The 25510-nt window shown below is 68.8% G+C and carries 20 protein-coding genes; 13 read left to right on the forward strand and 7 right to left on the reverse strand.

Annotation, left to right across the window (positions count from 1 at the left end; all coding sequences use genetic code 11):
- Positions 1–4: 4 nt before the first annotated feature.
- The 6 genes from OV287_RS02895 to OV287_RS02925 all read left to right on the forward strand — a co-directional run bounded on the left by OV287_RS02895 (position 5) and on the right by OV287_RS02925 (position 7405).
- Positions 5–385 carry an anti-sigma regulatory factor gene (locus OV287_RS02895; RefSeq protein WP_267532428.1) on the forward strand — a complete coding sequence of 127 codons (381 nt, stop codon included), beginning with the start codon at positions 5–7 and terminating at the stop codon, positions 383–385.
- Positions 376–1386 carry an ATP-binding SpoIIE family protein phosphatase gene (locus tag OV287_RS02900; protein WP_267532429.1) on the forward strand — a complete coding sequence of 337 codons (1011 nt, stop codon included), beginning with the start codon at positions 376–378 and terminating at the stop codon, positions 1384–1386. The genes OV287_RS02895 and OV287_RS02900 overlap by 10 nt, the downstream gene beginning before the upstream one ends.
- Positions 1383–3137, forward strand: a complete 1755-nt coding sequence (locus OV287_RS02905; protein WP_267532430.1) for an ATP-binding protein — start codon at positions 1383–1385, stop codon at positions 3135–3137. Before OV287_RS02900 ends, OV287_RS02905 begins: the two co-directional genes overlap by 4 nt.
- Positions 3138–3173: 36 nt before the next feature.
- On the forward strand, positions 3174–5090 hold the full coding sequence (locus tag OV287_RS02910) for a hybrid sensor histidine kinase/response regulator (RefSeq protein WP_267532431.1): 1917 nt from the start codon (positions 3174–3176) through the stop codon (positions 5088–5090).
- A gap of 92 nt (positions 5091–5182) precedes the next feature.
- Positions 5183–6307, forward strand: coding sequence for a peptidoglycan recognition protein family protein (locus OV287_RS02920; RefSeq protein WP_308809542.1), 1125 nt, complete (start codon positions 5183–5185; stop codon positions 6305–6307).
- Positions 6308–6508: 201 nt separating this feature from the next.
- Positions 6509–7405 (forward strand): aldo/keto reductase, encoded by an 897-nt coding sequence (locus tag OV287_RS02925; protein ID WP_267532432.1) that lies wholly within the window; start codon positions 6509–6511, stop codon positions 7403–7405.
- Positions 7406–7474: 69 nt separating this feature from the next.
- Here OV287_RS02925 and OV287_RS02930 read toward each other — a convergent pair whose 3' ends face one another.
- Positions 7475–9070 (reverse strand): Kelch repeat-containing protein, encoded by a 1596-nt coding sequence (locus OV287_RS02930; RefSeq protein WP_267532433.1) that lies wholly within the window; start codon positions 9068–9070, stop codon positions 7475–7477.
- A gap of 150 nt (positions 9071–9220) precedes the next feature.
- A complete protein-coding gene (locus OV287_RS02935) occupies positions 9221–10456 on the reverse strand; it encodes an MFS transporter (protein ID WP_267532434.1) in 1236 nt (411 codons plus the stop codon).
- Positions 10457–10565: 109 nt separating this feature from the next.
- Between OV287_RS02935 and OV287_RS02940 the strand changes: the two genes are divergently transcribed.
- Positions 10566–10958 (forward strand): hypothetical protein, encoded by a 393-nt coding sequence (locus OV287_RS02940; RefSeq protein ID WP_267532435.1) that lies wholly within the window; start codon positions 10566–10568, stop codon positions 10956–10958.
- Positions 10959–10965: 7 nt separating this feature from the next.
- Here the strand turns inward: OV287_RS02940 and OV287_RS02945 are convergent, their stop codons facing one another.
- On the reverse strand, positions 10966–12597 hold the full coding sequence (locus OV287_RS02945) for a fumarate hydratase (protein ID WP_267532436.1): 1632 nt from the start codon (positions 12595–12597) through the stop codon (positions 10966–10968).
- Between the two features lie 195 nt (positions 12598–12792).
- Here OV287_RS02945 and OV287_RS02950 point away from each other — a divergent pair, with 195 nt between their 5' ends.
- On the forward strand, positions 12793–13137 hold the full coding sequence (locus tag OV287_RS02950; protein WP_267532437.1) for an HAD family hydrolase: 345 nt from the start codon (positions 12793–12795) through the stop codon (positions 13135–13137).
- A gap of 18 nt (positions 13138–13155) precedes the next feature.
- Here the strand turns inward: OV287_RS02950 and ligA are convergent, their stop codons facing one another.
- Positions 13156–15225 (reverse strand): NAD-dependent DNA ligase LigA, encoded by a 2070-nt coding sequence (gene ligA / locus OV287_RS02955; RefSeq protein ID WP_267532438.1) that lies wholly within the window; start codon positions 15223–15225, stop codon positions 13156–13158.
- 138 nt (positions 15226–15363) lie between these two features.
- Here ligA and OV287_RS02960 point away from each other — a divergent pair, with 138 nt between their 5' ends.
- Both OV287_RS02960 and OV287_RS02965 read left to right on the forward strand, forming a co-directional pair.
- A complete protein-coding gene (locus OV287_RS02960; protein WP_267532439.1) occupies positions 15364–17073 on the forward strand; it encodes a dipeptidase in 1710 nt (569 codons plus the stop codon).
- 146 nt (positions 17074–17219) lie between these two features.
- Entirely contained in the window at positions 17220–17975 is a 756-nt protein-coding gene (locus tag OV287_RS02965; RefSeq protein WP_267532440.1) for a PP2C family protein-serine/threonine phosphatase, read from the forward strand.
- Position 17976: 1 nt separating this feature from the next.
- Here OV287_RS02965 and OV287_RS02970 read toward each other — a convergent pair whose 3' ends face one another.
- The gene (locus OV287_RS02970) at positions 17977–20343 is read right to left on the reverse strand and encodes an FdhF/YdeP family oxidoreductase (RefSeq protein ID WP_267532441.1); all 2367 of its coding nucleotides are present in this window, start codon (positions 20341–20343) and stop codon (positions 17977–17979) included.
- On the opposite strand from OV287_RS02970, the gene OV287_RS02975 reads away from it, so the two are divergent.
- Entirely contained in the window at positions 20314–20658 is a 345-nt protein-coding gene (locus OV287_RS02975; protein ID WP_267532442.1) for a hypothetical protein, read from the forward strand. The two genes, OV287_RS02970 and OV287_RS02975, sit on opposite strands and share 30 nt — an antisense overlap.
- Positions 20659–20757: 99 nt before the next feature.
- Positions 20758–21444 (forward strand): endonuclease V, encoded by a 687-nt coding sequence (locus OV287_RS02980; protein ID WP_267532443.1) that lies wholly within the window; start codon positions 20758–20760, stop codon positions 21442–21444.
- 13 nt (positions 21445–21457) lie between these two features.
- On the opposite strand, the gene OV287_RS02985 is transcribed toward OV287_RS02980, so the two are convergent.
- Positions 21458–22555, reverse strand: coding sequence for an alpha/beta fold hydrolase (locus OV287_RS02985; protein WP_267532444.1), 1098 nt, complete (start codon positions 22553–22555; stop codon positions 21458–21460).
- Between the two features lie 162 nt (positions 22556–22717).
- Between OV287_RS02985 and OV287_RS02990 the strand changes: the two genes are divergently transcribed.
- On the forward strand, positions 22718–24094 hold the full coding sequence (locus tag OV287_RS02990) for a sigma 54-interacting transcriptional regulator (protein WP_267532445.1): 1377 nt from the start codon (positions 22718–22720) through the stop codon (positions 24092–24094).
- On the opposite strand, the gene OV287_RS02995 is transcribed toward OV287_RS02990, so the two are convergent.
- Positions 24084–25505 carry a serine/threonine-protein kinase gene (locus tag OV287_RS02995; RefSeq protein ID WP_267532446.1) on the reverse strand — a complete coding sequence of 474 codons (1422 nt, stop codon included), beginning with the start codon at positions 25503–25505 and terminating at the stop codon, positions 24084–24086. The genes OV287_RS02990 and OV287_RS02995 overlap by 11 nt on opposite strands.
- Between the last annotated feature and the right edge of the window lie 5 nt (positions 25506–25510).

Here is a 25510-nt window from a genome sequence, read left to right on the forward strand (position 1 = left end):
CGTCATGCCCATCCGCTCTGCGCAGGACCTGGTGCTCGTGCGCCAGGCCGTGCGCACGTGGACGGCCGAGCTGAAGTTCAGCCTCGTGGAGCAGACGAAGATGGTGACGGCCGCCAGCGAGCTGGCACGCAATACGCTGGACTACGGCAATGGCGGACAGGTCACCCTCCAGGTGCTCCAGGAGGGCCTGCGCAAGGGACTGCGGCTGTCCTTCGAGGACCAGGGGCCGGGCATTCCCGACATCGAGCTGGCGCTGCGCGATGGGTACACCTCGGGTGGTGGCATGGGGCTCGGGCTGGGGGGCGCCCGGCGGCTCGTGAACGACTTTGAGATCATCTCCAAGGTTGGGGAGGGAACGCGGGTCACGGTGACACGATGGAAGTGAGCTCCACGGCGATTGTGGTGACGGAGAGCAGTCAGGCGGGCCAGGCACGCCGGACGGCCTCCGCGCTGGCCGCTCGCCTGGGGTTCAACGAGGAGGCCCAGGGCAAGGTGGCCCTCGTGGTGAGTGAGGCGGCCAAGAACCTGGTCGCCCACGCGCGCGAGGGGCTCATCCTCCTGCGCGCGCTCCATGAGGGACACCACGTCGGGGTGGAGATGCTCGCGCTGGACAAGGGCCCGGGCATGGCGGACGTGGAGCGCTGCATTCGGGACGGCTATTCCACCGCGGGCACCAGCGGCGTGGGGTTGGGCGCCATGCGGCGGATGGCCGCCTTCTTCGACATCCACTCCGTGCCCGGTGTGGGCACCGCGGTGGTGGCCCAGCTCTGGGCCGACAAGCCGCCTCCCGCTTCGGGGTTGGAGGTGGGCGTGGTGTGTGTGCCCATGTCGGGCGAGGAGGTGTGCGGGGACTCCTGGGCGGTGGACCTCAAGGACGGCCGCTTCCACGTGCTCGTCGCGGATGGTCTCGGCCATGGGCCCGAGGCGGCCCGGGCCTCGCGCGCGGCGGTGGTGTCCTTCCTGGAGCAGGGTCCCAACCCGCTGGTGGAGCTCTTGCGCGGCGCGCACCAGGAGCTGCGCAGCACCCGTGGGGCCGCGGTGTCCTTCGCCTCGCTGGATGGTGCCCAGCTGCACTACGCGGGGGTGGGCAACATCTCCGCGGCCATCGTGTCGCCGGGCGGCTCCCAGCGGCTGGTCTCCATGAACGGGACGTTGGGGCACCAGGCCCCCCGCATGCAGCAGTTCAGCTACCCGTGGAGCCGGGGAGCCACCCTGGTGATGTGCTCGGACGGGCTGGCCACCCAGTGGCGGTTGGACGCCTACCCGGGTCTGCTCGCCCGGCATCCCAGTCTGGTGGCCGGCGTGCTGTACCGGGACTTCTCCCGGGGACGGGACGACGCGACGGTGCTGGTGGCTCGCGAAGTACCCCGGGGAGAATCGCGTTGAGCTCCTCTCTCTTCCAGGCCGAGCTGCGCACCGGGCAGGACGTGGTGAACACCCGGCAGCGGGGGCGTCACATCGCCCAGGCCCTGGGCTTCGACGGCCAGGAGCAGGTGCGCATCGCCACCGCCATCTCCGAGGTGGCGCGGCTCGCCGCTTCCCAGTCCAACGGCCATATCGAGTTCCTGCTGGAGGAGGCACCAGTGCCCTCCCTGCTCGTGCGGGTGCGGGCCTCGGCGTCGAACGTGGGGCTCGTCGTCGGCAACAGCCCGGACACGCTCCGGCCGGGGCCCGCGCTGGCGCCCGCGCAGCGGCTGATGGACCGGGTGGTCCTGCGGCCGGATGGGGACGGCTGGCTCCTGCTGGAGATGGCCCAGCGTCTCCCCCAGCTCACCCCGGTGCCCCAGGCGCTGGAGTCGCTGCGCAACGAGCTGGAGCGGCAGCGGCGCTCCAACGCCACCGATGAGCTGCAGAAGCAGAACGCGGACCTGCTGCGCATCCTCGATGAGTTGCAGGCGCGCAAGGCCGAGGTGGACCGGCTCAACCGCGAGCTGGAGGAGACCAACCGAGGCGTGGTGGCCCTCTACGCCGAGCTCGAGGAGAAGGCCGAGGCCCTTCGCCGGGCCTCGGACATGAAGACGCGCTTCATCTCCAACATCAGCCACGAGCTGCGCACGCCCATCAGCTCCGTTCTCAACCTCTCTCGGTTGATGCTGGACCGGCTCGACGGGCCGCTCACCGCCGAGCAGGAGAAGCAGGTCCTCTTCATCCGCAAGTCCGGTGAGGCTCTGCAGGAGCTCATCGACGACCTGCTCGACCTGGCGAAGATTGAATCCGGCCGCTCGGAGGTGCTGTGCACGCGCTTCACCGTGGCGGAACTGTTCGGCGCGCTGCGAGGGATGCTCCGGCCGCTGCGCGTGAGCGAGGGCGTCTCGCTCGTCTTCGATGTGCCCGAGGGTCTGCCGGAACTGCACACCGACGAGCGCAAGCTGTCGCAAATCCTACGCAACCTCGTCTCCAACGCGCTCAAGTTCACCGTTCAGGGCGAGGTGCGGGTATCCGCAGCCTTGGGCCCCCGGGACACGGTGGTGTTCGCGGTGCGGGACACCGGCGTGGGCATTGCTCCCGAGGACCAGGAGCGCATCTTCGAGGAGTTCGTCCAGGTGGAAGGCCCCCATCAGCAGGGCGTGAAGGGCACCGGGCTGGGGCTGCCGTTGTCGCGGCGGCTGGCGGAGCTGTTGGGCGGCGCGCTCACGGTGGAGAGCGCGCCGGGCCGGGGCAGTGCCTTCCTCGCGGCGGTCTCTCGCGACTACACCGAGCGGCCGGGCTCAGCGGGGGAAGAGGGTGGGGAGCGCCAATCGTTGGAGCAGGAAACCCCACATGCCCGCACGGTCCTCATCATCGATGACGACGAGGTGGCTCGCTACCTGCTTCAGCGGTTGCTCGCCGATGCCTCGATTCAGTTCCGCGAGGCCGCGACGGGCCCGGAGGGATTGCGTCTGGCGGGGGAGGTCCGACCCGCCGCCATCCTGTTGGACCTGTCGCTGCCCGGAATGGACGGCTTCGAGGTCCTGGAGGCGCTCCGACGCGAGCCCTCCACCCGGGGCATCCCCGTCATCATTCACACCAGCCGCTCGCTGACCGAGCAGGAGCGCGGGCGCCTCCTCTCCCATGCGGTGGGCATCCTCTCCAAGAGCGGGCTCACCCGGGATGTGGCGTTCGACCTCCTCGAGCGAGCATTCTCCGCTCCGGATTGAGCTCAGCCCCAACCCCGAGTCTTTGAGGAGACCGACGTGTCTCACAGGGAAACCATCCTCCTCAACATCAACGACAACGAGGCCAACCGGTACGCCGTCACGCGATTGCTGCGGGCCGCGGGCTTCCAGGTGCGGGAGGGCGGTACCGGGGCCGAGGCGCTCCAACTGGCCTCCGAGGTGCTGCCGGACCTCATCGTGCTGGATGTGAAGCTGCCGGACCTCAACGGCATCGAGGTGTGCCGGCGGCTGAAGGCAGATCCACGCACGGCGAGCATCGCGGTGCTGCACCTGTCGGCCAACTACATCCGCACCGAGAACAAGGTGGAGGGGTTGGAGAGCGGCGCGGACGGTTACCTGGCGCAGCCGGTGGACTCGGCGGAGCTGCTGGCCACGGTACGCTCGCTGCTGCGCATGCGTCTGGCGGAGGAGGAGGCGCGCGCGGCGGCGCTGCAGTGGAAGAGCACCTTCGACTCGCTAGGGGACGGGGTGTGCCTGTTGGACCGGGGTGGGCGGGTGATGCGCGCCAACCAGGCCCTGCTGGAGCTGCTCGGACTCCCCGAGGCGCAGGTGTTGGGACGGCCCTTCGACGAGCTGATGCGGGCGGCGGCGGGGACCGAAGGCGAGCTGCCTCCGAGCTGCGGCGCGGTGCTCTCCTGCCGTGAAGAGACCGAGGTGACCCTGGGAGAGCGCCACTACCGCGTGGCGGCCAACCCGGTGGAGGGCTCGGAGGGCGCGGTGGTGGGGGCGGTGCGCATCCTCACGGACATCACCTCCCGGCGCGAGCTGGAGGACGCGTTGCGGCAGCGGGCGGTGGACCTGGCGGAGGCGGACCGGCGCAAGGACGAGTTCCTGGCCATGCTGGCGCACGAGCTGCGCAACCCCCTGGCGGCCATCGTCAACGCAGTGCACCTGGAGGCGGCCTCGCAGCCGGAGGGCAGGGTCTCCAAGTCCATTCAGGTGATGACGCGGCAGAGCCAGCACCTGGCGCGGATGGTGGATGACCTGCTGGACGTGTCGCGCTTCAACCGGGGCCACATCGAGCTGAGGCGGGCGCCGGTGGACCTGCGGCAGGTGGTGCAGCACAGCGTGGAGGCGCGTCGGCGCTCCCTCGAGGAGAAGGGGCTGCACCTGGAGGTGGCGGTGCCTGGCTCGGGCAGCCTGTTGCTCCAAGGGGATGCCACGCGGCTGGAGCAGGTGGTGTCCAACCTGCTGGACAACGCGAGGAAGTACACCGAGCCCGGTGGCCACGTGTTTGTTGGGGTGACGGTGGAGGGAGTCGGGCAGGAGCGCCAGGCGGTGCTGTGTGTGCGGGACACGGGCATCGGCATGAGCCCCGAGCTGAGTGCGCGGGTCTTCGAGCTCTTCGTACAGGCGCAGCAGCAGCTGGCCCGCTCCTCGGGTGGATTGGGCATTGGCCTGACGCTGGTGCGGCGCCTGGTGGAGTTGCACGGTGGCGAGGTGACGGCGCACAGCGAGGGCGAGGGCAAGGGCAGCGAGCTGGTGGTGCGGCTGCCCTTGGAGGCGGAGCAGGCCGTCTCCGTCCCCGTGCCCGCGCCGCCGCAGCAGCTGGAGAGCACCGGGGGGGAGCCCTCGGCGCGGCGGGTGCTGCTGGTGGAGGACAACGAGGACACGCGCGAGGTGTTGCGCGAGCTGCTGGAGATGTGGGGGCACCGGGTGGAGGTGGCGGAGGATGGCTTCAAGGGGGTGCAGCTCTTCCCCTCGCTGCGGCCCCACGTGGCGCTGGTGGACCTGGGGCTGCCGGGGATGGACGGCTTCCAGGTGGCGCGCAAGATTCGCGAGGCCGAGGGCGGCCGGGACGTCTACCTGGTGGCGCTGACGGGCTATAGCGGTGAGCACCGGACCCAGGCCGTGGAGGCGGGCTTCAACCTGCACATGGTCAAGCCGGTGAAGCCGGACGACTTGGAGCGGTTGCTGGAGCAACTCCCAGGGTGAAATGAGCACTGGGGTCGCAACTTTTGTGACGCGCGCGCGATAATTCCAACGCCGTCACCGATTTTCGGTGACTCCCCCCCTCGGAGTCGACTGTGAGCACTATCTCCTCCGCGTCCCGCACCAGCGTCGCTCGTACCACCGCCGCGGCCTCGTCCGCGCCCACCCTTCCCACGGGCACTTTGTCCAAGGGGGCCTCGGGACCGGCGGTGAAGCAGCTCCAGTCGGCCCTGGTGAAGCTGGGTCACATGACGCAGGCGCAGATGAACACCGGCCCGGGCGTCTTTGGTCCCCAGACGGAGGCCTCGCTCAAGAAGTACCAGGCCGCCAACAAGCTGACGGCGGACGGGGTGTTCGGCCCGAAGACGCGCGCCGAGATGCTCAAGGACCTCACCCCCGCGAAGCCCGCGCCCGCGCCGAAGCCCCCCTCGGTCACCGCGCCCGCGGCGGGCCTGGAGCGCGGCAGCACCGGCGCCGGGGTGAAGCAGCTCCAGTCGGCCCTGGTGAAGCTGGGCCACATGACGCAGGCGCAGATGAACACCGGCCCGGGCGTCTACGGCCCGGTGACCGAGGCGGCGGTGAAGAAGTTCCAGTCCCAGTGGAAGCTGGGCGTGGACGGTGAGTACGGCCCGAAGACGAAGGCCGCGCTGGAGAAGGCGCTCTCCGGCCAGAAGCCGCCCTCGTCCACCCCCACCAACCCGACGAATCCCCCTCCTTCGACGGGCGGCGTGAAGAAGCCGGACATGAAGTGGGTGCCCTCGGCCAACACCAGCTCGCGTGGCGGGGCGGACATCGACGCCATCGTCCTGCACCACACCGCCTCCAACAACACGGCGGGGGATCTGTCCACGCTCACCAAGGATGGCAGCGGCGTGAGCGCGCACTACCTCATCGGCAAGGACGGCACCATCTACCACCTGGTGGATGACAAGATGGCGGCGTGGCACGCGGGCGTGTCGAGCCTGCACGGGGACAAGAGCCCGAGCGTGAATGCCCGCTCCCTCGGCATCGAGATTACCAACGACGGCAGCGGCAAGACGCCCTTCACCGAGGCCCAGTACAAGGCGCTGGAGAAGCTCGTGCCGTACCTGGCCAAGACGTACGACATCCCCATGAAGAACATCCTGGGCCACAAGGACGTGGCCCCGGGCCGCAAGGTGGACCCGGCGAGCAACTTCGACTGGGGTCGCATCCGCCGCGCCACCGACGCCGTCATCTGACGACATCCCCTCTCCCTTGATGACGTCCCCTCTCCCTCTGGGAGAGGGTCAGGGTGAGGGTCTACGCGCAGTGGACTACCCTCACCCCCCGCCCTCTCCCAGAGGGAGAGGGAGTCTTCGTGTCACCGTGCGAACTCGCTGCGCGGTGCCCCCGGTCCTCGTTAGGTTGCCCGCCCTGGCCAGTTGGCACGAGGAGAGCGGATGACGACGAGCAACGCGGCGGCGAGCGGTACCTTCCGGATTGGTGGCGACCTCGAGGTGAACCGGCTCGGGTTCGGTGCGATGCGCATCACCGGCAATGGAATCTGGGGAGACCCGGATGATCCAAAGGAGGCACGCCGGACCGTGGCGCGCCTTCCCGAGCTCGGCATCAACTTCATCGACACCGCCGACAGCTACGGCCCCTTTGTCAGTGAGGACATCCTGGCGGAGGTACTCTCGCCGTACAAACGCGGCCTGGTGATCGCCACCAAGGCTGGGCTGACCCGGCACGGGCCGAACATCTGGCTCCCCGTCGGCCGGCCCGAGTACCTCAAGCAGTGTGTGCTGATGAGCCTCCGGCGCCTGAAGGTGGAGCGCATCGACCTCTGGCAGCTTCATCGGATCGACCCGAAGGTGCCGCGGGACGAGCAGTTCAGCGCCATCGCGGACATGCAGCGTGAAGGGCTGATCCGCCACGTCGGGCTGAGCGAGGTCTCGGTTGAGGAGATCCAGGCCGCGAGCCGGTTCTTCAAGGTCGTGACGGTGCAGAACCTCTACAACCTCGCCAACCGCCAGAGCGAGGCGGTGCTCGACCACTGCGAGAAGAACGGCATCGGCTTCATTCCCTGGTACCCGCTCGCCGGCGGTCCATTGGCCAAGGAGGGCGGGGTGCTCGACACACTGGCCAAGAAGCTCGGCGCCACGCCGTCGCAGATCGCACTCGCGTGGGTGCTCAAGCGCTCGCCCGTCATGCTGCCGATTCCCGGCACCGGGAAGGTGAAGCACCTGGAGGAGAACACCGCGGCGGCCACCGTGCAGCTCAGCGATGAGGACTTCCGCGCGCTCGATAAGCAGGGCCAGGAGGCGTGGCGCGCGCAGCAGGCCGCGAAGCGCTAATCGCATCTCGACTGGCACGGGTGCCCCCATGAGCTCGGGGGCACCCGCTTGCTTCAGGTCCGCTTCAGCTCAGCGCGTGTAGCGCTGCACGGTGGTGACGTCGGAGCCGGAGGTGGAGCCACCCGTGACCAGCACCTGACCCGAGTGCAGGAACGTCGCGGCATGGGCCTGGAGCGGCGCGGTCAGCGCCCCCGCGGACTGCCAGGAATTCGTCGACGGGTCATACAGCGACGCCTGGCCGGTGGAGTGCGTGACCAGCACCTCGCCCGAGTAGAGCAGCGTCGCGCTGACAGCCGAAGCGGCGGAGGGAACGGAGGGGCCCGGGTACCACGATGGGGTGGCCATGTACGGGTAGTAGAGGTCCACCTCGTCGCGGCCGCCGCCGAGCACCATCACCGTGCCCGAGTAGAGCCGGACGGCGACGTGGCCGGTGCGCGACCGCGGCATGGACGACATGAGCGACCAGGTGTTCGTGGCCGGGTCGTACTCCTGCACGGTGCTGAGCGCGCCGGTGCCCCAGAGCTCGCCGCCCGTCACCAGCACCTTGCCCGAGTAGAGCAGGGTCGCGGTGTGGCGGTAGGCAGCGGTGGGGGCGGAGGCCGCCGGGCTCCACGTGTTGGTGGCGGGGTCGAACAACTCCGCGGTGTTCGTCGCCCCGTAGGTGGCGGTGGAGGTGCCACCCACCACCAGCACCTTGCCCGAGTCGAGCAGGGTGGCCGTGTGGTTGCCGCGCGGCGTGCTCATGCTGCCCGTGGCGGTCCACGTCCCAGTGGTCTGGTCAAACACCTCCGAGGAGCTGTTCCAGTCGGAGCCGGTCCACCCGCCGGCGACCAGCACCTGGCTCGAGGAGATGGCGGTCGCGGTGTGCTGCTTACGCGCGTAGATGGGCGCACCCGTGAGCGTGGAGGTGTTGCTGTAGGGGTTGAAGACCTCCGCGGTGGTGCCGCCCACCACCAGCACGTCGCCCGTGCCGTTGAGCAGGGTGGCCGTATGGACCGAGCGCGCGCTGGCCAGGCTGCCGGTGACGCTCCAGGAGCCCGCGCTCGTCACCTCGGGAGCCGTCGAGGCGTTGAGGGTGGGGGCGGTGGTGCTGGTGAAGAAGTCGGGGAACGTCGCGACGAAGTAGGAGCCGCTCCCGGTCTCTCCCGGGATGACACCCGCCTTCTCGCCCTTGACCTTCAGGGTGGTGCCATCCGTCAGGATGGACAGCTCACTGTTGGAGACGCGGCCGGTGCCGAAGTTGACGTGTGCCGAGAGGGTGAAGGAGCGCACCACCGACAGGGTGTCCGGGGCCACGTGCCGGAGCTCCAGCCAGGTGCCAGCGGAACCGCTCGGCGAGTGCTTGTTGGTGTAGCCAACGGCGAGCCCGAGGTCATTCGCGACCAGCGAGAGCTGGGGAACCGAGTACGAGCCCGGCAGATCCACGCTCGCGGTGTCCCACGGGCAACTGGGGGAAGCCTGCCGGGTGACGACAGGCACGTACGTGGGCGGGAACGGAGGCGCGACCTCCTTGTACGAGAGCGTGAAGGTGCACCCGCGCGAGACCGCGGAGGTCAGTGCGGCGGTGCTCGTGACGAGCTTGGACGGCTCTTCGGCGGTGGACCCTCCACAGGCCTGCATCAAGAGAGCGGCAGTGAGGGATGCGGCAAGCTTCACAGTGCGCATGCGTTCGGGTTCCTTGTCAGGTCGGTGCACCACAACGGCTGCTGTGCGCAGCACCAGCCATATTCAGGATGAGGAACCCTTCCGTCTATTTCTATTTGTTCTTGTTATTCCTCTCCCTTTCCAAGACATCGGAATGCGAAGGCATACGGCTCACTCCTCCAAGAAATCCAGATCGCGGGCGAATGTCTCGTCAATGCCGCGCAGCGCAATGAAGGCGAGGAGCAGCGAGAGCCCACCGACGCACAGGGCACTGCCGCGCAGTCCGAGGACGGGCGTGGCGAGCTGGAGCCCCGAGGTGAGCAACACCGTGGAGCCCCGTATGAGATTGGGCACGGTGGTGGCGGCGGTGGCACGCAGGTTGGTGCCGAACTGCTCCGCGGCGATGGTGACGAGTACGGCCATGTAACCGGCGGAAAAGCCGAGGGCCGCACAACATGTATAGAAGAACCAGAGCGAGCTGCCACCCAGGGTAAAGAACACGCCGGTGAAGAGGGCACCCAGGGCGAGGAAGAGGGCCACGCTTCGCTTGCGGCTCTGGGTGAGCTGGCTGAACAGGCCACTGGCCAGGTCCCCGAGCACGGTCCCCACGTTGCCGGCCAGCACCGCCTGCGCAGTGGAGGGCAGCTCCTTCATGCCCAGCTCCCGTCCGAACTCCGGCGCAAAGGTAATGAGCACACCGATGACGAACCAGATAGGCACACCCGCCAGGACGAGGGAGAGATAGCGCCGCGCCGTCGGGCCCGGCTTGAGCAGCCGCAGGAAGTTCCCTCGCGACACCTGCTGCTCCTGGAGCGCGGTGAACAGGCGGGGCTCATGGACGGTCATGCGCATGCACAGCAGCGCGAACCCGAGGCAGCCCCCTACGAGGTACGCCGTGCGCCAGTCCATGCGGCTGCCCACGAGCGCGGCGGCAATGGCTCCCAGCACGCCATTGGTGGCCACCAGCGTCGTGCCATACCCGCGGGACTCGCGAGACATCAGCTCGCTCACCAGGGTGATGCCCGCTCCCAGCTCGCCGGCCAGCCCGATGCCCGCCAGCAGGCGCAGCAGCGCGTACTGCTCCATCGTCTGCACGAAGGCGTTGGCGAAGTTGGCGGCCGAGTAGAGAAAGATGGAGCCGAACAGCACGGAGAGCCGTCCTCGCTTGTCCCCGAGGATGCCCCACAGCACGCCTCCCACGAGCATCCCCGCCATCTGCATGTTGAGCAGCCGCACGCCCGCGCTCATCCGCTCGGCGGCCGGCACCCCGAGGGCATCCAGGCTCTGCGCGCGGACCACGCTGAAGATGACCATGTCGTAGATGTCCACGAAGTAGCCGAGCGCGGACACGAGGATGGCCAGCCGGGCCGCCCGTTGGAGATCAATGGGCACGGAGGGCGCGTTCATGGGGGAGCTGTCCTTCAGGTGAGGGGTGGTGCCATCAGACACCAGTCTGGTGGGAAGTTTCCACCGCACGCCTCCCCCAAGGAGCCCCGACCTGGGTTATGTGGAGGGCATGGCGATTGAGACAGAGACGGGAGCGGCGCTCCCCTTCGACCGCTTCTGGGACTGGATCCTGGATCACACCAACTGCATCCTCAGCATCGGCACGGAGGAGTCCTGGCTGTACGACGCCGAGGCGCTCCACTGGGTGCTCTTCTCGGAGGAGAACGGCTCGCCCGTGGTGCAGCTCATCCTGGGCAAGCGGCTGGTGGGGGAGATGGTGATCGACACCACGGACCTGCACCAGGTGCAGGTGACCACGGACCCGGACAACGTGGAACGCGGCTACTTCCTCTTCAAGGTGATGGGGGGCCCGAAGTCGGCCCCCCGGGTGCGCTACACCTTCCAGCTCGCGCACGGGCTGGAGAACATGCCCACCACGCACGTGGCGGGCCTGAAGCACTGAGTGAGGCTTACGACTTCTTCGTGGGCTTGTTGATGTCCGCGAAGAAGTCGTTGCCCTTGTCGTCCACGACGATGAAGGCGGGGAAGTCCACCACGTCGATCTTCCAGACGGCCTCCATGCCCAGCTCGGGGTACTCGAGCACTTCCACCTTCTTGATGCAGTCCTTGGCGAGCCGCGCCGCCGGGCCGCCGATGGAGCCGAGGTAGAAGCCTCCGTGCTTCTTGCAGGCCGCGGTGACGGCCGGCGAGCGGTTGCCCTTGGCCAGCATCACGAAGCTGCCGCCCTGCTCCTGGAACTGGTCCACGTAGGCGTCCATGCGGCCCGCCGTCGTCGGACCGAACGAGCCGGAGGCATAGCCCTCGGGCGTCTTCGCCGGGCCGGCGTAGTACACCATGTAGTCCTTGAGGTACTGCGGCATGCCCTCGCCGCGGTCCAGGCGCTCCTTGATGGTCGCGTGCGCGATGTCGCGCGCCACCACCATGGGGCCTGACAGGGACAGGCGCGTCTTGATGGGGTAGCGCGACAGCTCGGCGCGGATGTCGGCCATGGGGCGGTTCAGGTCGATCTTCACCACCTCGCCCGACAGGTCCGTGTCCTTCGTCTCCGGCAGGTACTTCGCCGGATCGGCCTCGAGCTGCTCCAGGAAGACGCCGTCCTTCGTAATCTTGCCGAGCGCCTGGCGGTCCGCGGAGCAGGAGACGGCGATGGCCACCGGGCACGAGGCGCCGTGGCGGGGCAGGCGGATGACGCGCACGTCATGGCAGAAGTACTTGCCGCCGAACTGGGCGCCGATGCCGGTGCGCTGGGTGAGCTTGAGCACCTCTTGCTCCAGGCCCACGTCGCGGAAGCCGCGGCCGAGCGCATTGCCCTCGGTGGGCAGCGAGTCCAGGTAGCGGGCCGAGGCGTACTTGGCCGTCTTCAGCGCGAACTCGGCCGAGGTGCCGCCCACCACGATGGCCAGGTGGTACGGCGGGCAGGCCGCGGTGCCCAGCGAGCGGATCTTGGACTCGAGGAAGCTCAGGAGGCTCTGCGGATTGAGGACCGCCTTGGTCTCCTGGAAGAGGTAGCTCTTGTTGGCCGAGCCGCCGCCCTTGGCCATGAAGAGGAACTTGTAGGCGTCGCCGTCGGTGGCGTAGAGCTCGATCTGCGCGGGGAGGTTGTTGTTGGTGTTGACCTCCTTGTACATGTCGAGCGGCGCCATCTGCGAGTAGCGCAGGTTGGCGGTGCGGTAGGTGTCGAAGACGCCGCGCGAGATGGCCGACTCGTCACCGCCGCCGGTAATCACGTACTGGCCCTTCTTGCCCATGACGATGGCGGTGCCGGTGTCCTGGCAGGAGGGGAGCACGCCGCCAGCGGCGATGTTGGCGTTCTTGAGCAGCTCGAGCGCCACGAAGCGGTCGTTGGACGAGGCCTCGGGGTCCTGGAGGATGTTCGCGAGCTGCTGGAGGTGGCCGGGCCGCAGGAGGTGGGAGATGTCCCGCATGGCCTCGCGGGTGAGGAGCGTGAGCGCCTCGGGGGCGACCTGGAGGAAGGTCTTCCCGCCGGCCTCGAAGGTGGAGACGTAGTCCTTCGTAAGCAGCCGGTAGGGCGTCTCGTCCTTGCCGAGCGGCAGCATGTCCTGGAACTGGAAATCGTTCATCGTGACCTTCTCCAACGGTTGGCTCCCTCGATTGTCTTCTCAGAGGGGCCCGTGCGGGGAGCCTTCCGGGAACACATCGAAAACCTTCCCTCATGCGAGCGACGAGCCATTGTAGAGGAGTCGCCCGTATGCCCTGGGGGCAACCTTGAGGGGCACCCTGGACAGCCTTCCAGCCAGTGCCATTGTTCCGGGGCCATGACTTCCCCTGTCGTTCCTTCCACGGCCATCTACCTCGACGCCGAGGACACCCTGGTGCCCGGCACGACCGACAAGCGTGTCTCCCACGAGCGCATGGTGGTGCGGGTGCGCGAGCTCGCGGAGAAGGGGGCGGGGCTGTACCTGTGGAGCCGCCACGGTGCCGAGCACGCCCGGAAGGTGGCGGCGGAGCTGGGGCTCGAGGGCTGCTTCCGGGCCTTCCTGCCCAAGCCCGAGGTCATCATCGATGACCAGTCGCTGGAGGATTGGGTCGTCTCGGAGATCCACCCGGCTGCCTGTCACTCCATGAGGTTGGAGGACATACTTCGCACCCGGCGCGGCTGAGCATTCGTACAGCCGGACTCAGTGCAGCGTGCGGCGCCCACCCAGACGGCGGAGGAACTCCCGCTCGTCCACGGTCTCGATGCCCAGTGCCTGGGCCTTGTCGTACTTGCTGCCCGGGCGCGCTCCGACGACCACGAAGGCGGTGCTCTTCGACACGCTGGAGGTGACACGCGCTCCAGCAGCCTCGGCCGCTTGGGTGGCCTCTTCGCGGCTCATGGTCTCCAGCTCGCCGGTGATGACCACGGCCTTGCCGGACAAGGGGCCTTCGGTGGGCTTCTCGGGGGCTTCCTCCTGGAGCTGGACGCCCGCGCGCTTCAGCTTCTCGAGGAGCCGCACGTTCTCCGACTGCTGGAGCCAGGTGTGGAGGCTCTGGGCAATCCGGGGGCCGACGCCCTGCACTGACTGGAGCTCGTCGAGTGACGCCTGACGCAACGCATCCATTGCCGGGAAGCTCTGGGTGAGCAGCCGGGCGGCGAACGGGCCCACGTGCCGGATGTTGAGGCCCACGAGCAGCCGCCAGAGAGGCCGGTGCCGTGCGGATTCGATGGCCGACAGCAGATTGCTCACGGACTTCTCGCCGGTGTTGGGCAGCTGCCCGAGCTGCTCGGCGGTGAGGAAGAAGATGTCCGCCGGATCCTTCACCAATCCTTGCTCCAGTAACTGCATGCCGGTGATGTACCCGAGATGCTCGATGTCCATGGCGCCGCGCGAGGCGAAGTGGAAGAGCCACTCGACGGCCTGGGACGGGCAGCTCGCGTGGTTGGGACAGCGCCAGTCGGCCTCACCCTCCTCGCGGACCAGCTTCGTGCCGCAGGCGGGGCACTTCTTCGGGAAGCGCCAGGGGCGCGCGTCCGCTGGGCGCTTGGAGAGCACGGGGCCGACGACCTCGGGGATGACCTCGCCGGCGCGCCGGACGATGACGGTGTCTCCCTCGCGCACATCCCGGCGGTGGACCTCCTCCTCATTGTGGAGTGTGGCGTACGTCACCGTGGCGCCGCTCACCCGTACAGGCTCCAGCACAGCGAAGGGTGTCACCTTGCCCGTCCGGCCCGTGTTCACCGCGATGCTCTTCACCAGGGTGGTCCGCTCCTCTGGCGGGAACTTGAAGGCGATGGCCCAGCGCGGCGCTCGGCTCGTCTCTCCCAGCTCGCGCTGTTGGTCGAGCGCGTCCACCTTCACCACCGCGCCGTCGATCTCATAGTCCACGTCGTGGCGGTGCTCCTGCCAGTACGCGCAGAAGTCCTGGGCCTGCTTCAGCGTGCGCACCCGCTTCATGGCCGGGTTCACCGGCAGTCCCAGGCGCTTGAGGTGGTCGAGGGACTCGGAGTGCCGGGAGAACGTGACACCCTCGGTGAACCCCAGCGCGTAGCACCACAGCCGCAGCGGCCGAGAGGCCGTCACCGCCGGGTCCTTCTGCCGGATGCTTCCCGCGGCGCCGTTGCGAGGGTTGGCGAAGGGCCGCTCGCCCCGTGCGGTCAGCTCCGCGTTGAGCCGCTCGAAGGCCTTCACGGGCAGGTAGATTTCCCCCCGCACCTCCAGCACGCGCGGGCGTTGGGTGCCCCGCAGGCGCATGGGTACCGAGCGTATCGTGCGGACGTTGGCGGTGATGTCCTCGCCTACCAGCCCATCTCCCCGGGTCGCTGCCCGCACCAGGACACCGTCCTCGTAGGTGAGCGAGACGGCCAGCCCGTCGATCTTCAGCTCGCACACGCAGTCCGTCCGGGCGCCCAGGCGCCGCTCCACGCGAGCGGCCCAGGCGGCGAGCTCCTCTGCGGAGAAGGCGTTGTCGAGCGAGCGCATCGGTACCCGGTGCTGCACCGGGGCGAATAGCTTGCTGGGCCTGGCACCCACGCGCTGGGTGGGGCTCTCCGGGAGGATGAGCTCGGGGAACTCCGTCTCCAGTTGGCGCAGCTCGCGCATCAGCGCGTCGTACTCGGCGTCGCTGACCTCGGGGCTGTCGAGCACGTAGTACCGGTAGTCATGCGCGTTGATGAGATCGCGCAGCTCCTCGACGCGGCGCTGGGCCACCTTGCGCCGCCGCTCGTCCCCCCGCAGGGGGCGTGTTCCCGTGGGAAGCTCAGGTTGCATGTCCCTACCCGACCTTCCAAAAGCTAGGCCGTGCCCGCGTTGAGGGCACCAGCCGCCCGGCTCCCTGCTTGCCGGGCGGGAGGCTCGCGGCATCAGGAAAGGGGTGCATCCAAGAGAGCCCTGATAGCATCCGCCGCCATGATCCGACCCTTGACGAAGTTCCTCCCGGCCCTGGCCGTCTCGGCGGGACTGGTCGCTCCCGCTGCGCTCGCCTGCACCAGCATGCTGGTCAACAAGAGCGCCACGACTGACGGCTCTACCCTCATCACCTACTCCGCGGACTCGCACGAGCTGTACGGCGAGCTGTACTACACCCCCGCGCGCCGCAACCCGGCTGGCGCCATGCGGGACATCATCGAGTGGGACACGGGCAAGTTCCTCGGCCGCATCAAGGAAGCCCCCGTCACCTACACGGTGGTGGGCAACATGAACGAGCACCAGCTCGCCATCAGTGAGTCCACCTTCACCGGCCGCAAGGAGCTGGAGGGCCCGGCTGGCATCGTCGACTACGGCTCGCTCATCTACATCGCCCTGGAGCGTGCGAAGACGGCTCGCGAGGCCATCAAGGTCATGACCGACCTGGTTGCCGAGTACGGCTATGCCTCCACCGGTGAGTCCTTCTCCATCGCGGACCCGAAGGAGGTCTGGATCCTGGAGATGATCGGCAAGGGCGCGGGCAAGAAGGGGGCGGTGTGGGTGGCCCGCCGGCTGCCCGAGGGCTACCTGTCGGCGCACGCCAACCAGGCGCGCATCCGCCAGTTCCCGCTCAACGACGCGGAGAACGCCGTCTTCTCGCCGGACGTCGTCTCCTTTGCACGCGAGAAGGGCTGGTTCACCGGGGCGGACAAGGACTTCAGCTTCGCGGACACCTATCACCCGCTCGACTTCGAGAGCGTGCGCTTCGCCGAGGCGCGCGTGTGGAGCATCTTCCGCCGCGCGGCGCCGTCGGCCGGGCTGGGCGCGGACTTCGTGGATGGCTCGGCGCCCAACAAGCGCCTGCCCCTCTGGGTGAAGCCAGACAAGAAGCTGGCCGTGCAGGACATCATGGCCCTGATGCGTGACCACTTCGAGGGCACGCCGCTGGACATGTCCAAGGACGTGGGGGCGGGGCCGTACTCGGTGCCCTACCGCTGGCGCCCGATGACGTGGGAGGTGGACGGCAAGAAGTACCTCCACGAGCGCGCCATCTCCACGCAGCAGACGGGCTTCTCCTTCGTGGCGCAGATGCGCTCGTGGATGCCGGGCCCCATCGGCGGCGTGCTCTGGTTCGGCGTGGATGACACCTTCACCACCGTGTACACGCCCATGTACGCGGGCATCCGCAGCTCGCCGAAGAACTTCGCCACCGGCGTGGCCAGCCGTGGCGAGTTCTCCTGGGACTCGTCTTTCTGGGTGTTCAACTGGGTGTCCAATCAGGCCTACTCGCGCTGGAGTGACATGATCGTCGACGTCCAGAAGGCGCAGGGCGAGCTGGAGGGCCAGTTCCTCGCCGACCAGGCCGACATCGAGAAGGCCGCGATGGAGCTGTACAAGAGCTCGCCCGAGCAGGCGCGCACCTACCTCACCGAGTACTCGACGCAGCAGGGAGACAAGGTCCATACCCGCTGGCGCAAGCTGGGTGAGCAGCTGCTCGTGAAGTACATCGACGGCAACGTGCGCGACGAGATGGGCAAGGTGAACCACCCGAAGTACCCGGACTCGTGGTACCGGCACATCGTGCGGGACACCGGCTCGCGCCTGGCGCTTCCCGCGGAGCCGAAGCCCGCAGAGGCGAAGCCGGCGCCGCAGCCCGAGGTGAAGCCGGCCCAGAAGGCCGAGCCGAAGCCCACCGTCGCTCCGGCGCCGTGAGGGGGTGAGGTACCCGGGCGCGGGGAGGCTCCCGCGCCTGGGGAGCAGGAGGCCAGGGAAGCGTTATCTCCTTGGCCCGGCGCCCGTACCCGTCGAGACTCGCCCGAGGGATGCGCATCTTTCTCTCGACACTTCCCGGGCCCGCCATGTCTCGAATCGACAGTGGAGCGGCCACGCACGTGGGCCGCCGGCCGAACAACGAGGACTCCTACTGCCAGAAGCCGGAGCTAGGCTTCTTTGCGGTTGCGGATGGGCTGGGCGGCCACGAGGGCGGTGAGGTGGCCAGTCAGCTCGTGCTGAGCACGGTGGCCGACTTTCTGACCTCTCAGGAGGGCCAGCCACAGCCCGCCACACCGGTCCCCGCGGAGTTGAGTGGTGGGGCTGAGAGCCTCATCGTCCGGGCTGTACGCCTGGCCCACCACGAAGTGCACGTGCGTCAGAGTGGCCGGCTGTCCATGATGGCCTCGACGATCACCGCGGTGTTGTTGAGTGCCGGTGACGCCGTCGTGTGCAACCTGGGGGACAGCCGCACGTTCCTGGTGCGCGGTGGGTTGCTGCGGCGGCTCACGAGGGACCATACGGTGCTCGCGGAGATGGAGGAGGCGGGGCTCGACACGAGCAACCCCTTCGCGCTGATGCACCGCAACTCGCTGACGGGGGCGGTGGGGATGGAGGCCAGCGTCGATCCCGAGTGCTGCCGCGTGACTGTGCAGCCGGGGGATGTGTTGGTCCTCGCCAGCGATGGCTTGTATGAGCCTGTGTCTCCGGAGGTGATGGTTCCCTTGTTGGCCAAGGGGGGCTCGGCCCAGGAGATGGCCGAGCGGCTCGTCGCTGAAGCCTACGACCGGGGAGGCACCGACAACATCACGGGCATCGTGGTGCGGGTGCTGGAGAACGGCTGAGTCAGGGCACGGAGGCCGCCAGCGCGGGCAGGTCCACGGCGGGCGAGAGGCTGATGATGACCGACTTGGACGTCGGCGTACGGCTCTTCTCCGCGATGCTGTCGAGCGGTACCAGCACGTTGGCCTCGGGGAAGTAGGTGGCCGCGCACCGCCTCGGGATGTCGTACGGCACCACCACGAACCTTCGCGCCACGCGCTGCTCGCCCTCGAAGTGGCTGGTGAGGTCCACCACCTGTCCGGCTTCCACGCCGAGCGCCTTCATGTCCTCGGCATTCAGCATCACCACGCGCCGCCCGTTGCGGATGCCCCGGTAGCGATCGTCTAGCCCGTACACCGTCGTGTTGTACTGGTCGTGCGTGCGAATGGTCATCATCAGGAGTTGCCCCGGCTCGAGCTTCAGCCGTGACATCTCGTGCACCGTGAAGTGCCCCTTGCCGCTCTGCGTGGTGAAGCGGCCCTCGCGCGGTCCGTTGGGCAGCGCGAAGCCGCCCGGTTCGCGCACCCGGCGGTTGAAGTCCTCGAAGCCCGGAATCACTCGCGAGATGAGGTCACGGACGCGGTCGTAGTCCTCCACCAGCCACTCCCACCGCACCGAGCTGCGCGAGCCAAGCACCGCTCGCGCCAGCCTCGCCACGAGCGCCGGCTCGCTGAGCAGGTGTTCCGAGGCCGGTTCCAGAGTGCCTCGCGAGGCGTGCACCATGCCCATCGAGTTCTCCACCGTGACGAACTGCGGCCCACCCGACTGCACGTCGCTCTCGGTGCGGCCCAGGCACGGCAGGATGAGCGCCCGCTTCCCAGTGACGAGATGCGCCCGGTTCAGCTTGGTGGACACATGCACCGTCAGCCGCGTGCGGCGCAAGGCCTCGGCGGTGCGCTCGGTGTCGGGCGTCGCCGACAGGAAGTTGCCCCCCATGGCGAAGAAGACCTTCACCCGGCCCTCGTGCATCGCCTGGATGGTGGCCACCGTGTCGAGCCCGTGGTGGCGCGGGGGCTCGAAGGCGAGCTCCCGAGACAGCGCATCCAGGAACGCCGGCCGAGGCCGCTCCCAGATGCCCATCGTTCGGTCTCCCTGCACGTTGCTATGGCCGCGCACCGGGCACACCCCAGCTCCCGGCTTGCCGATGCTTCCGCGCAGCAGCGTCAGGTTGACGATCTCCTGGATGTTGCCCACCGCGTTGCGGTGCTGCGTCAAGCCCATCGCCCAGCACCAGATGATGCGGTCCGTGCCCGCGAGCCACTCGGCGGCGGTCTCTATCTGCTCGCGAGGCACGCCGCTCTGCTCCACCACGTCCTCCCAGGACACTGTGTCCAGGTGGGCCGCGTAGGCCTCGTAGCCGAGCGTCATGCCCTCCACGAAGTCCCGAGCCACCACCGTGCCCGGCTGCTTTGCCTCTCGCGCCAGGAGTGCCTTGCCCAGTCCCTGCAGCAGTGCCACGTCGCCGTTGATGCGCACCTGGAGGAACAGGTCCGCCAGCGGCGTGCCCGAGCCGAGGATGCCGCGCATGGCCTGCGGGTGCTTGAAGCGCTGCAGGCCAGGCTCTGGCAGGGGGTTGATGCTGACGATGCGGCAGCCCTGGCGCTTGGCCGCCTCGAGCGCCGTCAGCATGCGCGGGTGATTGGTGCCCGGGTTCTGCCCGATGACGATGATGACCTGGGCCTTCTCGAAGTCCTCCAGCGTCACCGAGCCCTTGCCGATGCCGATGGTTTCCATCAGCGCTGTGCCGCTCGACTCGTGGCACATGTTCGAGCAGTCCGGCAGGTTATTGGTGCCGAACTGCCGCACGAAGAGCTGGTAGAGGAAGGCAGCCTCGTTGCTCGTGCGCCCCGAGGTGTAGAAGCACGCCTCGTCCGGCGAGCCGAGCGCGTTGAGTTCCCTGGCGATGATCGTGAAGGCCTCATCCCAGGAGATGGGGGCGTAGTGGGACGTTCCCTCGCGCAGCACCATGGGGTGGGTGAGCCGGCCCTGCTTGCCCAGCCAGTGGTCCGTCTGCGCGGCCAGGTCCACCAGGCTCCAATTGCGGAAGAAGTCCGGCGTCACGCGCGCCGTGGTGGCTTCCTCCGCGACGGCCTTCGCGCCGTTCTCGCAGAACTCGAAGGGCGTGCGGTGCTTCGGATCCGGCCATGCACAGCCCGGGCAGTCGAAGCCATGCTTCTGGTTCACCTTCAGCAGCGCCTGGGTGCCCCGCACCGGCCCCATCTCGCCCCAGGCGTGCTTCATCGCGGACACCACCGCCGGCACGCCTCCCGCGGACACCGCTGGGGCGCCGACGCGCAGGGGCTCGGGCGTGGTGGGGGGCTGGGCGCTCGGGAGCGTCTCCGGTCGGGCGGGAGTGTCCGAATGGGACTCCGCCACCTGCTCCTGTCGCATCGCTTCCGCCATGGTCTCCTCCCGCTGGCCCGGGCGCGTCAGGGGGGCGCAGCCGACGGGCCGCAGGAGTCTACCTCCCCCGGCTCCCTGGTGGGGCAACGGGCGCTCGTGCATGCTCGCCAGGACATGAGGAGAGCGCTCTCGGTGGTGCTCGGAGCCTTGCCCCACGAGTGGATGCGCATCGACCCGGCGAAGGTGGGCGATGCCCGCATCTTCCGGCCCTGGGGTTGGACAGTGGCCCTCATCATCTCCGAGGACCTCAAGCAGGCCATGGAGTCAGAGGGCCTCACCGGCACGCGGTTCGTCGAGGTGTGACGTTCACGGTGGTGTTGGGGATATGCAGCGGGCTAATCTCCCAGGTCATATGGCGCGGCCAACTCTGGAAGGAGGCTCGCGTACGGCCTCGGAGGGTGGATGGAGCTCGTGCCCCTGCATGGATGGAACCTCTCACCGAAACAGGCGGTGGCGCTGCAGCGCGAGCTGAGAGAGCGCCTCATTCTTCGTCCGCCCCCAGGGATGAAGGTGGAGCGGGTGGCCGGTGCGGACATCTCCATGAGCCGTGGTGAGGACACCGCGTACGGGGGCCTCGTGGTGCTGGACGCGGGCACGCTGGCGCCGATGGCCCAGGTGAGTGCCGCGGTGAAGTTGCTCTTCCCGTATGTCCCGGGGCTGCTGTCCTTCCGAGAGCTGCCGGTGCTGTCCGAGGCGTGGGCCCGGCTGCTCGTGCGGCCGGACGTGCTCATCTTCGACGGGCAGGGCACGGCTCACCCCCGGCGTTTCGGGCTGGCGTGCCATGGCGGGTTGCTGTTCGGCGTGCCCTCCATCGGGTGTGCCAAATCGCTGCTGGTGGGTGGGCACGGGCCGCTGGGCTCCGAGCGCGGCTCGATGGCGGAGATTACCCACGCGGGTGAAGTCGTGGGCATGGCGGTGCGCACGCGCCCCAACGTACTGCCCGTCTACGTCTCGCCGGGGCACATGATGGACCTGCCCACTGCGGTCGAGCTGGTCCTGCGGGTGACGTCCCGCTACCGCGAGCCAGAGACGACGCGGCACGCGCACCGCCTGGTGAACGACGTGCGCCGCTCGGCCAAACAGCAGTAGCGGGCGCCTCGCCTCAGTGCAGCAGCGCTTCAGGCTGCGCCTCGACCACGGCGCGCACCTGCTGCTTGAGGATGGCGTTGAACTTGCCTGGCTCCTCGAACGGTGGCGAATGCCCGGAGTGCTCGAACCAGAGCAGCGTCTTGCTCGGCGCCTCCAACTTGTCGAAGTAGCGCACGGCAATCTCCGAGGGCGTCACGTAGTCCTCGCGCCCGAGCAGGAACCACACGGGCACCTCCAGCCGAGGCACCTGCGCCTCCAAGTCCAGCCCGGCCAGCTGCGGGTACACCCGTGAGAAGGTCTCCCTCATCCCGAGGAAGAAGTGCATCTTGTCTCGCAGCGAGTACTCGGGGGCTGTGAGCACCGAGGAGAGCAGCTCGGGCAGCAGTCCTCTACGTCCGGCGTGGCGGCTCGCCAGCGAGAACAGCGTCAGGTATCGCTGGGCCATGTCCGGGCCGGTGTAGGGGGGCGGGCCGATTCGCGCCAGCCGGGCGAGGGCCTTGTGGTCCGCGTACCGCAGCGCCAGCTCGTAGGCTCGCAGGTGGCTGAGGGTGTCGTTCTCCAGGAAGTTCACCTGTTGGCCCGTGCCAACATACGCGCGGATGCGCTCGGGGCGGCGCTGTGCCAGCAGCACGCCGAGGATGCTGCCCCACGCGTGGCCTACGATGAACACCTTCTGCTGGGAGAACCGGCTCGTCAGCAGCTCGAGCAGCTCGCTGGCGTCCGAGACGAACTGGTCCACGGTGAGGTCGTCCCGGTCCTTCCTGGCGGAGTAGGACTTGGCGGCGCCACGCTGGTCCCACTGCGCGACGAGGAAGTGGTCCTCCAGTGGCGCGTTGAAGTGGCGCACCCAGGCCATCTCCGAGCCGCCCGGGCCATCCGACAGGAAGAGCAGCAGCGGGTTGAGGATGCTTCGCCCGCGCAGCAGCAGCCACTGCTCCACGCCCCCGAGCCGTACCTGCTCCAATGAGGCGATTCCCTCGGACACCGGTCGTCCCCGCTCATCCCGGATGCGGGGCGTGGCACCCTGGCTGCTCCACAGCCGGGCGCCCAGGGCCACGAGCGGAAGCCCCACTCCCACCCCAGCGAGGATGCGTCGGGTCGAATGTTCCATGGCACTCCTCCTCGCCTCCAAAGCTAGTCACGGAGCGGTCCGTCCCATCTCGCCGTCGGCTTGGACCTGGGGCGGCAGAGGCAGCGGGGAAGCTCCGTTGGCCAGGAGGGAGTCCGAGTGCCTGTCCGCCCGGGGGCAAAGGCCCATGGTAGTTTGCCGCGGATGAGCGCGACGGACCGCAAGGAGGAGGAGGTTCCCGGTACGGACACGGTGGAGGGAGGGCTCCAGGTGACCCGCCCTCATGGGGCCCGGCGTGGCTCCGAATCCGCCTCGGTGCGCCGCTTCCGCCTCACTGTCGTCGAAGGTCCGGCGCAAGGCTCCGTGTGGGAGTCGGGCGCGGACCGCTGCTCCATTGGCTCGCACCCGTTGAATGACCTGGTGCTCGACGAGGAGACGGTGTCGCGCTTCCACTGCGAAGTGCGCATCGGCAAGGACGGCGCTCGGGTGCGAGACCTGGACAGCCTCAACGGTGTCGTCGTGGATGGGGTGCAGGTGGTGGAGTCCTTCCTGCGCGGCGGCAGCCTGCTGCGGCTGGGGCGCGCCACCGTGCGCTTCGATTTCAGCACCGAGCGCAACAAGCTGACCCTCTCCGAGACGACGCGGCTCGGCACCCTCGTGGGCACCTCGGTGGCCATGCGCGCCTGCTTCGCCCGCATGGAGCGCGCCGCCGGCACCGACGCCACCGTGCTGCTCGAGGGCGAGACGGGCACCGGCAAGAGCCAGGCGGCTCAGGCCATCCACCAGGCCAGCACCCGTCGCGACAAGCCTTTCCTCATCGTCGACTGCGGCGCCATCCCCGCCAACCTCTTGGAGAGTGAGCTGTTCGGCCACGAGAAAGGCGCTTTCACCGGCGCGGCCACCCGGCGCATCGGCGCCTTCGAGGAGGCCCAGGGGGGCACCATCTTCCTCGACGAGATTGGTGAGATACCGCTGGAGCTTCAGGCCAAGCTCTTGCGGGTGCTGGAGGAGCGGCAGATCCGCCGCGTGGGCTCCAACACGCACGTGCCGGTGGACGTGCGCATCATCGCCGCCACCCACCGCGACCTGCGCGCCGAGGTGAATGCGGGTCGGTTCCGCTCGGATCTCTTCTTCCGTCTCGCCGTAGTGCGCATCTCCCTGCCCGCCCTGCGCGAGCGCCCCGAGGACATCCCCGTCATCGCCGAGCAACTCCTTACCAGCGCGGGCGCGGACCCGGAGCGGCTCGAACCGCTGCGCACGCCTGAGTTCATCTCGCGGCTGCGGCAGTTCGCCTGGCCCGGCAACGTGCGCGAGCTGCGCAACTACCTCGAGCGCTGTCTCGTCTTCGAGGAGGCCCTGCCGCTGAGCGAGGAAGATGGACCGGCGTGGGACGTGCCGCCGTCGCTCTCGGCGCTGCCCTATCCGGAGGCGCGGCGGCGTGCCATCGACGAGTTCGAGCGGCGTTACCTCCAGACGCTGCTGGAGCGGCACCAGGGCAAGGTGGCCCAGGCCGCCGCCGAGGCGCAGATGGATCGCGTCTACTTCTACCGGCTCATGCGCCGGCACAACCTCAAGCCCTGACCAGCTCGGCCAGTGCTTCGTGCCCAGGCACCGGGCGAGTCTCCGGCGCTGGCGTGAGTCCCTCGAGCACCTCGCGGGTGACGAACACGCCTGCCCGTCCCGCGCCCGTTGTCCATCTCCCCTCGCGCAGCAGGGGCCCATCCACCACTTGCGGCTCTCCCGCCAGGCCCGGCTCCACTACTGCCTCGGCCACGTGGAGTATCGCTTCGAGATGGAGGCCCGCGCCGGCCACGAGCCGCTCCAGCTCCGGCCACAACGTGCCGATTGATGCGAGGACCTCCAGTCTCCGGGCGCGGGAGGCCGTTGCTTCCGCGGGCACGGGCGTGGCGGCCAGCAGGAAGTCCGCGCCCTCGACCATGAGGGCCAGTCTCCACCGGGTAAGCCGCTCCCGCGCGGTATCGAGCACCCGGTCGAGCGCATCGAGCGCGGCATCGTCTGCGTCCTCACCCGACTCGGGCCGGGCGCGCAGGTACAACCCAAGTCCCCGGGCCTGGCCCGCGCTCCCCACCGACGGCTCGACCGCGCGCCGCAGCTCCTCCATCAGCGTCGCCGTGTCTGGGTAACGGTCCTCGGGCCGCTTGGCCAGACAGCGCTTTACCACTGCGTCCATCGCACCAGTCACGGGGGCGAGGTGGCTCGGCGCGGGCGGTGGCGCATGCAGGTGCAACTCCTCCAGCTCGGCCTGGCTGCCGGCGCTGAAGGGCAGCCGCCCGGTGAGCAGTTGGTAGAGCAGCACCCCGAGCCCGTAGAGGTCCGTGCGTGCGTCCACCGGGTCACGGAGAATCTGCTCGGGCGCCATCGCTACCGGTGTCCCCACCGTCACCCCGGTGGTGGTCAGCGCGATGCTCCGGTGCCCTGGGTCCAGCAGCTTGGCGATGCCGAAGTCCACCAGCGTGACGTGGGGTGCTCCTCCTTCGCCTGGGCGCACCATCACGTTCTGCGCCTTGATGTCCCGGTGCACGATGCCGAGCGCGTGCGCCGCGCCGAGCGCGGAGGCCACCGGCTCGAGTACCCTCAGCACTTCGCGGGGCGGGAAGGGCCCGCGCGCGGCCAGCTCGGCCTCCAGGTCTCGCCCCTCCAGCCACTCCATCGCCAGCCAGGGCCGGCCGTCGCGCAGCTCGCCTGACTCCAGCACCCGGACGATGTGCGGATGCGCGAGCTGCTCCAGCATCCGGCACTCCTGGTCGAAGCGGCGCAGCGCGCTCTCGGACGAAGCGTACTGCGGCCGCATCACCTTCAACGCCATCGGCGTACCGCTCCGGTCATCCCTCGCCCGGTAGAGCACCGCCACCACGCCCCGGTGCCTCACCTCCTCGACGGTGAAGCCTCCCACGCGCGCGCCTGGGGCGAGCTCCTCGCCATAGAGGGAGAGGGGAGGACGTCCGCCTGGTGGTGCCTGCTCTCGTGTCATCGCTC

Origin of the sequence: Archangium lansingense, from assembly GCF_026626635.1 — a bacterium.
GTDB lineage: Bacteria > Myxococcota > Myxococcia > Myxococcales > Myxococcaceae > Archangium > Archangium lansingense.

Coding starts and splice junctions, on each gene's coding strand:
- OV287_RS02975 (WP_267532442.1), top strand. CDS start 20,314: ATGGGACTCCGCCACCTGCTCCTGTCGCATCGCTTCCGCCATGGTCTC.
- OV287_RS02940 (WP_267532435.1), top strand. CDS start 10,566: ATGGCGATTGAGACAGAGACGGGAGCGGCGCTCCCCTTCGACCGCTTC.
- OV287_RS02950 (WP_267532437.1), top strand. CDS start 12,793: ATGACTTCCCCTGTCGTTCCTTCCACGGCCATCTACCTCGACGCCGAG.
- OV287_RS02925 (WP_267532432.1), top strand. CDS start 6,509: ATGACGACGAGCAACGCGGCGGCGAGCGGTACCTTCCGGATTGGTGGC.
- OV287_RS02935 (WP_267532434.1), bottom strand. CDS start 10,456: ATGAACGCGCCCTCCGTGCCCATTGATCTCCAACGGGCGGCCCGGCTG.
- OV287_RS02995 (WP_267532446.1), bottom strand. CDS start 25,505: ATGACACGAGAGCAGGCACCACCAGGCGGACGTCCTCCCCTCTCCCTC.
- OV287_RS02895 (WP_267532428.1), top strand. CDS start 5: ATGCCCATCCGCTCTGCGCAGGACCTGGTGCTCGTGCGCCAGGCCGTG.
- ligA (WP_267532438.1), bottom strand. CDS start 15,225: ATGCAACCTGAGCTTCCCACGGGAACACGCCCCCTGCGGGGGGACGAG.
- OV287_RS02900 (WP_267532429.1), top strand. CDS start 376: ATGGAAGTGAGCTCCACGGCGATTGTGGTGACGGAGAGCAGTCAGGCG.
- OV287_RS02985 (WP_267532444.1), bottom strand. CDS start 22,555: ATGGAACATTCGACCCGACGCATCCTCGCTGGGGTGGGAGTGGGGCTT.
- OV287_RS02960 (WP_267532439.1), top strand. CDS start 15,364: ATGATCCGACCCTTGACGAAGTTCCTCCCGGCCCTGGCCGTCTCGGCG.
- OV287_RS02990 (WP_267532445.1), top strand. CDS start 22,718: ATGAGCGCGACGGACCGCAAGGAGGAGGAGGTTCCCGGTACGGACACG.
- OV287_RS02970 (WP_267532441.1), bottom strand. CDS start 20,343: ATGCGACAGGAGCAGGTGGCGGAGTCCCATTCGGACACTCCCGCCCGA.
- OV287_RS02965 (WP_267532440.1), top strand. CDS start 17,220: ATGTCTCGAATCGACAGTGGAGCGGCCACGCACGTGGGCCGCCGGCCG.
- OV287_RS02980 (WP_267532443.1), top strand. CDS start 20,758: ATGGAGCTCGTGCCCCTGCATGGATGGAACCTCTCACCGAAACAGGCG.
- OV287_RS02945 (WP_267532436.1), bottom strand. CDS start 12,597: ATGAACGATTTCCAGTTCCAGGACATGCTGCCGCTCGGCAAGGACGAG.
- OV287_RS02930 (WP_267532433.1), bottom strand. CDS start 9,070: ATGCGCACTGTGAAGCTTGCCGCATCCCTCACTGCCGCTCTCTTGATG.